Annotated in this window: 2 protein-coding genes; both read left to right on the top strand. The window is 60.2% G+C overall.

The window, feature by feature from the left end; translation table 11 throughout:
• Window positions 1-431, top strand: a 431-nt coding sequence (locus ASU03_RS20415) for an FAD-binding domain-containing protein (protein ID WP_197411332.1), incomplete at its 5' end; no start/stop codon positions are given.
• On the top strand, window positions 424-751 hold a 328-nt coding region (locus ASU03_RS20410; protein WP_082627377.1), incomplete at its 3' end, for a nuclear transport factor 2 family protein. The genes ASU03_RS20415 and ASU03_RS20410, both read left to right, overlap by 8 nt.

Genomic DNA, 751 nt, shown 5'->3' with positions numbered 1-751 from the left:
TGGAAACCGGCTGGATGCATAACCGCCTGCGCATGGTGGTGGCGATGTTCCTGACCAAGAACCTGCTGATCGACTGGCGCGAGGGCGAGCGCTTCTTTATGCGTCACCTGATCGACGGCGACCTGGCAGCCAACAACGGCGGCTGGCAATGGAGTTCGTCCACCGGCACCGACTCGGCGCCATACTTCCGGATTTTCAGCCCGCTGAGTCAGTCCGAGAAGTTCGATGGCGAAGGGCGTTTCATCAAGCAGTGGCTGCCGCAACTGTCGGGCCTAAACAAGAAGGACGTGCACAACCCCGACGCCGCCGCCGGCCTGTTTGGCGTGGCCGACTACCCACGGCCCATCGTCGATCTGAAGCGTTCCCGTGAGCGCGCGTTGGCCGCCTTTCGCGCCCTGCCCTCGCGCCAGGCGGGAGGCGTGTATGAGTGATTTCCTGCGTCAGTTTGCCAATTCCTTCGCTACTCTGGACAAACACAACCTGCACCTGCTTGACCGTTTGTACAGCCAGGACATCAACTTCACTGATCCACTGCACCAGATCCACGGCATCAGCGCGCTGAAAGCGTACTTCGCCGAGCTTTACATCAAGATCAGCCAACTGCATTTTGACTTCCACGGCTTCGACCACGTGACCGAAGGCGAGGGTTATTTGCGCTGGACCATGAGCTTTTGCCACCCACGCCTGGCGGGCGGCCAGCAGATTCAGGTCGAGGGCTGCTCCCACCTGTTATGGCACGACAAGGTTTACC

The organism is Colwellia sp. TT2012 (genome assembly GCF_001440345.1).
GTDB lineage: Bacteria > Pseudomonadota > Gammaproteobacteria > Enterobacterales > Alteromonadaceae > Colwellia.
Note: the sequence above shows the minus strand (reverse complement) of the source record. Positions and strands in the feature narration are given on the sequence as shown.